Here is a 6,039-nt window from a genome sequence, read left to right on the forward strand (position 1 = left end):
TCCAGGCGCGCCCTGAACCTCTCCATATCAATCCGGTCGTCCCGGACGGCGTTGTGGGCCAGGCGGAAAAGCAGTTCGCTGTCCACCTGGGCGAAGCGTCGCAGTTTGAACCGACGGAAAAGGTAGTCGGCGTTGTAGATCGTGCCGTTGTGCCTGCCTGCCGCGCTGCGCAGCGGCGCAGGCAGGGGTTCCGATGATGTCGCCGGCCCGAATCGGATGGTTGTTACGGTTGACGCGCTCATCCCCGCGGGTGTGCCACCGGGTGTGTCCGAGCAGGATCGTGGTGCGATTGTCGATGCCGGACAATACCTCCTGATATGCCTTGTCCGTGACGAACTGCCCGGCGCGCGCCGGCCGTTTGAAGAGCCGGTGTTCGCCGTCGCGGTTGAGCCAGGCGATACCCGTGGCGTGAGGACCCCTGCATTCACTCATGACCAGCAGCCGCGTGAAGAGCCATGCCAGGTACTCCCGTTCCTCGGCACAACGCCGTTTTTTCCCGAAGATGACTCCTGCCAATCCGCACATCAGGGCTTCCCTCCCTGGGCTTCGACAATGAAGCCCCGGACAATTCGGCAGGACAGCCGAATTGTGTGGCCCGGCCTCCGTGGGAGATTCCGCCTTGGTGGCGGTTTGTTGTTTGGGTTTGGGTCTTCCTCGCTTGAATGCCGAGTCACCCGGCAAAGCGGCAAGAAGATGTTTGCGCGCGGTCTTGACCACGGCTTGCGAGCGAAGCGAGCAAACGGGGCGCGAGCCCGAAGGGCGAGTCCGAAGGATGTCACTCGCGAAGCGAGGCCGCAACTCGTCGCCGATGAGCCCGAGGTGCAGGAGGAAAACCCTGAAGTCGTACCGGGCGCTCTGCGGGTCAAAGCTGCGTTTGCGGCTGGAGGCGGCCCGACCGGTGCGAGCCGCACGAACAATATTGCGGCAGGACAAATTTGATACTGTCCCGAAGCATGTCAGTTACACAGAAGCTTTTGGAGCGAGCACAAATATGGGAGCGGCCCTGCCGCCCTTGGCGGCTACGGCCAGGACCAGCTGGATGTAGGCTCGAACCTTGTCCACTTGGCGGACCTCACCGCCTACCACCGAGTGGATGGCCCGGGCCACGCGCTCCCGTGTTCGTTTGACCCTGGATTCCCGGATAGTTGTAACGAGGTTGACAAAACATAGAGGCCTCTGAAGTGTCAACTCGGCAAGTTTTTATCAAAATCAACCACTTGCGGTTGCAACCTGTTAGTATGGGAATTCGATCCTCTCGCTGTACATCGTTATAACTCTGCCGAGTATAACGATGAAAAACAGAGTGATTATTATTATCATAATTATTTGTAATATTAGATGGTTATTAATATTATTGCCGCATTTATCCGAGAATGCAGGATAAAAGGAATTGCCCAACCGGACGAGCTTCGGACTTCGTCCTTCGATGCGGAGAATCAGGGGACGAACAGAGAATTAAGGCCAAGAAAAGAGGGGAGAATCAGGCGGGTGGAGAACGGGTCCGGAAAGATGTGAAACTGGCGCAAACCCTTTGAAAACAAGGGGAAAAAGAAAACCCGTCGTCCCGGAGAAGACCTGCGGAGAGACGGGTTGTCTTTTAACAAAATGGTGGAGCTGATGGGGATCGAACCCACGACCTCATGAATGCCATTCATGCGCTCTCCCAGCTGAGCTACAGCCCCAAAATCTGAATTGGAATATTAACAGCGGCCCTTTTTCCTGTCAATATCATATTGACATTTTGTGAAGGTTTTACATAAAATACCAAATTATCCCATGTGCCGGAGTGGTGAAACTGGTAGACGCGCTGGACTCAAAATCCAGTGGTCCTTGCGACCGTGAGAGTTCGAGTCTCTCCTCCGGCACCACTTTCCCTACCTATACCCTCAGACCTTACCAGCGGTTCATGAGTTCTTCTCCACGTCGTTTCGCGACCTCTTCCTGGAGCAGTTCGAAGCGCTGGCCGATGATGGAGAGCAGTTTTTTCATGACTTCGTAACCCAGTTCCGGGTCCTTTTCAAAAAGCCCAGTAAGACAGTCCCTCCCTACCTTGATGACCCGGCACCGCCTGGAATCGCAAAAGGCGGAGAGCGTGTACCGGTATGGGGGTGCCAAGCTCGACCATCCGAAAACCCCGGCTTCGGAAAGGGATGAGAGGGGTTTGTCCCCGGCAGAGGAGCCGTCCCCCGATTCCTTCTCTTGAAGACCAACTTGGCCATCCAGGACAATCCACAGGTTGGAGGCTTCTTCCCCTGCCCCGAATAACTTCTCGCCCCGGCGGTATTCCACTTCTTCACAACAACCCTGAACGGCGGTCAAGCGCTCGTCGTCAAGGTCTTGGAAAAGGTCAACCTTTTCGAGGAAATCGAGACTGATCATGGGTTCCTCTCCTTTCGCTCACTGGGAGCGGCTTGGCTTTTCATCATATGGATCATCCGCACTGGTACGGCAGCCTTTAACAGGCCCGGAGGAGGGTCGCCGCCCCCGCACCGCATGGATGCCTGACTGTGCCGCACCGGTGCCCGTGTCTATCTCAAGAGCAAATCGGATTGGACTTGCCCCTCCAGGATATGGCGTCTAAAGACCCGGCGCATCTTCTCAGGGTCCATCTTCTGGTAAATGACCGGCTCTTCCCCTTCGATCTCGACCGTCACGTTTGGTTCCGTGTCACATCGGCCGATGCATCCCGCGCTTTCCACCTGAATATCTTCCCGACCGCTCCGGGGAAGCTCCTCCATGAGGGCCTTCATGACTTCACGGGCACCGGCGGCGATTCCGCAAGTGGCCAAGTGGACCTTGATCTTGATCTGTGCATAGGGAGCGGCCGTTGCCGATTCCTGCAATTGCTGGAACCGCTTGCTGATAACGGCGGCCAGGTTGGTCATCACCCGGTAGCCCACGCGAAAATCACTCTCGAAGAGTCTGAGCAGGGAATCCTTCCCAAGCCGAAGCACGGTACAGATATCCTTGGCACAGTAAGCGGACAGTCTGTATCTGTATGGGGGTACGAAGCTCGACCATCCCAGGGCCTCTCCAGGGGAAACGGAGGAAACGGTGAAGATTTCGGGATGTACGCGACCCGGCAATTCAGAACACAGGTCAATCTGCCCATCGACCAGGATCCACAGGTCCGTGGCCTCATCCCCTTCACTGAAGAGTTTTTTTCCCTTCAAGTACTGCTTCTCTTCGCCTTCCTGTTGAAAGGGGATGAGTTGGTCTTCCTCAAGGCCTTTGAAAAGATCTACGGATTTCAAGAAATCAAGGCTAATCATGGGCCCCTCCTTTTCTGGTTCCCAAAAACACGGCAAGTCTCCTCTTCTCCGGTATCGCCGTGCAGTTGCCTTCAGGCTTTTTCTTCACGGGTCGTTGTCGGCCGCGACCGGGGTAAACCCTTCCCCAAGACCCGTGGGCGATTTTCAACAATCGTTCTCCTTTTCTCTTCAAGCTGCCTTTGATTCCATCCCCCGGGTATCTCCGGCAATGGGATCAGACCGGGGGATATCCATGGTGTAGCAGGTCCGGCCGCAGTTGAGACACCTGCGGCTTTCTGCAAGGGCTGCCTCCTCGGTGAGGACCTGGTCGACCTCGACGAAGGAGTGGATCCTTTCCTCAACCGGAAGCTCCTCCATGGGGGAGCGGGGCGTTTTCACGATACCCTCGACTTGTTCGAATACCGATTCTTCGATCAGTTTTTTGCCCAGCTCTCCGGGTTCGGTCCGAACTTCTTCGCCCATGAGGTATTGGTGAATGGAGCGGGCGGCACGCCGGCCTCCGCCGATGGCTTCAACAACCAGTGAGGGCCCGGTGGCGGCGTCCCCTGCGGCGAAGATGTATGGGATGTTGGTCTGGAGTGTGTGAGGATCCACCTCGATGGTGTTCCACCGGGTGGTGCGTAATTCCGCGAGTCGCGTCTGGGCCTTTTCCGTGAAAGTGACCTTGGGAGACTGGCCGATGGCAGCAATGACCATCTCGGTTTCAAGTTGGGTCTCTGACCCCTCTACGGGCACGGGCCTGCGTCTTCCGCTGGCATCCGGGGGCCCAAGTTCCATTTTCTGGTACTCCAGGTGGGTCACCTTTCCACTCTCATTTCCTATGATGCGGGTTGGAGCCGAGAGGAAGAGAAATTCGATGCCTTCGGCCTCTGCGGCCTCTATTTCCACCTCGTTGGCCGGCATCTCCTTGCGGGTTCTCCTGTATACAAGATAGACCTTTTCAGCACCTAATCGCAGGAGGGTTCGGGAGCAGTCGATGGCGGTGTTTCCTCCACCGATGACGGCCGCAACCCTAGGGATGGGAACCGATTCGCCCTTCCCCACCCTGGCCAGAAAGTCGATCCCGGAGTAACATCCTTCAAGGTCTTCCCCTTCCACCCGCAGGAGGGAGTCTTTCCAGGCCCCAATACCGAGGAAGAGAGCATCGTAACCGACAGCGATCAGGGAGGAGAGATCAAGGTCCAGACCGAATTCTACGTTGGTGTGGCACTTAATTCCCAGGTTGAGGATTCCCTCGATCTCCCAGTCCAATACCTTTTTAGGAAGCCGGTATTCCGGAATTCCGTAACGGAGCATACCTCCCAATTTCGGCATGGCCTCGAAGATGGTCACCTCGTGCCCCAGTCTCCGCAGAAAATAGGCGCAACTGAGCCCCGCCGGACCTCCTCCGATGACAGCCACACGTTTGTGGGTCGAAGGGGCGACGGGGATGGGAAACCGCTGTCCGGTCATCATTTCATAGTCGGCCACGAAACGTTTCAACTGGTTGATGGATACGGGTTCATCCTCGATTCCCCTTCGGCAGTTGGTCTCGCAAGGGTGGGGACATACCCGGCCACAGGCCAGAAGCAGGGGGTTTCTTTCCCGGATGGTTCGCACAGCTCCCTTGTAATCTCCCTTGCGGATCTGGGAGATGTAACGTGGGATATTGATCTCAGCAGGGCAGGTCTGCCTGCAGGGTGCGAGACACTCATCCTCCCGGTTGAAGTGCAAGAGGCGCTCAGAAGCTGTTTTGACCTTAAGAATGCCTTTTGGACAGGTACGCGCACAGACGCCGCACCCGACGCATTTGTCCTCGTTCACCACGGGATACCCTTCAGGCCCCATTTCCAGGGCCCCGAAAGGACATGCCCGGACACAGTCTCCGAAGCCCAGGCATCCGATGTCGCACTGGCGCTGACCACCGTAAAGGAGAGTCTGGGCTCTGCAGGATTCGGCTCCTTGGTACAGGTATTTCACCGGCGCTCGCTCACCCCCTGAACAGGGATTGCATGCAGTGGCAGGCTCGGCGACGCCCGCATCCAATCCCATGATTGCGGAAACCGCCATGGTGGTTTCAGGCCCGCCGACCACGCAGACATTCGGTTGCGCCTTTCCCTCCACCACGGCGACGGCGGCAGCGGAACACCCTGCAAACCCACACCCGCCGCAGTTGGCACCTGCCAGAGCATCTTCGACCAGTTCGATGCGGGGATCCTCATCTACGTGGAATACTTTTGATGCGATACTCAGCATGAGGCCGCAGACAGATCCAACGACAGACATTATAACGATTGCGGTTATCATGGTATCTCCCTCAAGACATCTTGGTGCTTCATTCCCAGAGAACCCGAAAATCCGATACTAAAACAACACTCGAACCCATCTGTCTCCCTTCGTGCACATTTATGGAATCGTTTTCCGGGGATCCCACATGCTGATTCTTCTCTTCATCGAAATCCATGGCATGCGGTAAATTTTTGCCCAGTACGATATACAAGGGAAAACGGTGTTTTCCTGCCGGGAGGTGTCGTTTTGCACCTTTATCCATACCAGGGATCCTCTGCCCATCAGAGGTTGTGAAGTCCCGGCATCTCCATAAGGGAATCTTCACGCCGAAGGATCCCCGGGCAGGCTCCCGGGGGAAAGGAGGTATTGCGAGGCAGGTCGTAAATTGAGACCTTTGAAAAACGCCCCCTTTTGCCCAATTGCGGCGTCAGGCTCAAATTTCAATCCTCAAAATACTAAATGTATTCCTGCGGTTGAAATTTTCGCCTTCCTTGAACTT

The 6,039-nt window shown here is 56.2% G+C and carries 5 protein-coding genes and 2 tRNA genes; 1 reads left to right on the forward strand and 6 read right to left on the reverse strand.

All coding sequences use genetic code 11. The features are described from left to right. Positions 1-27: 27 nt before the first annotated feature. The 3 genes from JRF57_15770 to JRF57_15780 all read right to left on the reverse strand — a co-directional run bounded on the left by JRF57_15770 (position 28) and on the right by JRF57_15780 (position 1,682). Complete coding sequence (locus tag JRF57_15770) at positions 28-525, reverse strand: hypothetical protein (protein ID MBW2305157.1); 498 nt, start codon at positions 523-525, stop codon at positions 28-30. A 435-nt stretch (positions 526-960) separates the two neighbouring features. Further along, complete coding sequence (locus JRF57_15775) at positions 961-1,188, reverse strand: hypothetical protein (protein ID MBW2305158.1); 228 nt, start codon at positions 1,186-1,188, stop codon at positions 961-963. A gap of 418 nt (positions 1,189-1,606) precedes the next feature. Further along, positions 1,607-1,682 (reverse strand) — tRNA-Ala (locus JRF57_15780). Positions 1,683-1,780: 98 nt separating this feature from the next. On the opposite strand from JRF57_15780, the gene JRF57_15785 reads away from it, so the two are divergent. Next, a tRNA-Leu gene (locus tag JRF57_15785) sits at positions 1,781-1,868 on the forward strand. Between the two features lie 25 nt (positions 1,869-1,893). Here JRF57_15785 and JRF57_15790 read toward each other — a convergent pair. From JRF57_15790 to JRF57_15800, 3 genes are all read right to left on the reverse strand, one after another. Continuing rightward, the gene (locus tag JRF57_15790; GenBank protein MBW2305159.1) at positions 1,894-2,379 is read right to left on the reverse strand and encodes a cyclic nucleotide-binding domain-containing protein; all 486 of its coding nucleotides are present in this window, start codon (positions 2,377-2,379) and stop codon (positions 1,894-1,896) included. Positions 2,380-2,528: 149 nt separating this feature from the next. After that, positions 2,529-3,272, reverse strand: coding sequence for a cyclic nucleotide-binding domain-containing protein (locus tag JRF57_15795; protein MBW2305160.1), 744 nt, complete (start codon positions 3,270-3,272; stop codon positions 2,529-2,531). Positions 3,273-3,440: 168 nt separating this feature from the next. Next, on the reverse strand, positions 3,441-5,558 hold the full coding sequence (locus JRF57_15800; GenBank protein MBW2305161.1) for an RnfABCDGE type electron transport complex subunit B: 2,118 nt from the start codon (positions 5,556-5,558) through the stop codon (positions 3,441-3,443). Between the last annotated feature and the right edge of the window lie 481 nt (positions 5,559-6,039).

This window comes from Deltaproteobacteria bacterium (assembly GCA_019310525.1).
In the GTDB taxonomy this organism is placed as follows: Bacteria; Desulfobacterota; DSM-4660; order Desulfatiglandales; family HGW-15; genus JAFDEE01.

Excerpts from the sequence above, each read along its gene's own strand:
- JRF57_15800 (MBW2305161.1), bottom strand. The coding sequence starts at position 5,558 with ATGATAACCGCAATCGTTATAATGTCTGTCGTTGGATCTGTCTGCGGC.
- JRF57_15770 (MBW2305157.1), bottom strand. The coding sequence starts at position 525 with ATGTGCGGATTGGCAGGAGTCATCTTCGGGAAAAAACGGCGTTGTGCC.
- JRF57_15795 (MBW2305160.1), bottom strand. The coding sequence starts at position 3,272 with ATGATTAGCCTTGATTTCTTGAAATCCGTAGATCTTTTCAAAGGCCTT.
- JRF57_15790 (MBW2305159.1), bottom strand. The coding sequence starts at position 2,379 with ATGATCAGTCTCGATTTCCTCGAAAAGGTTGACCTTTTCCAAGACCTT.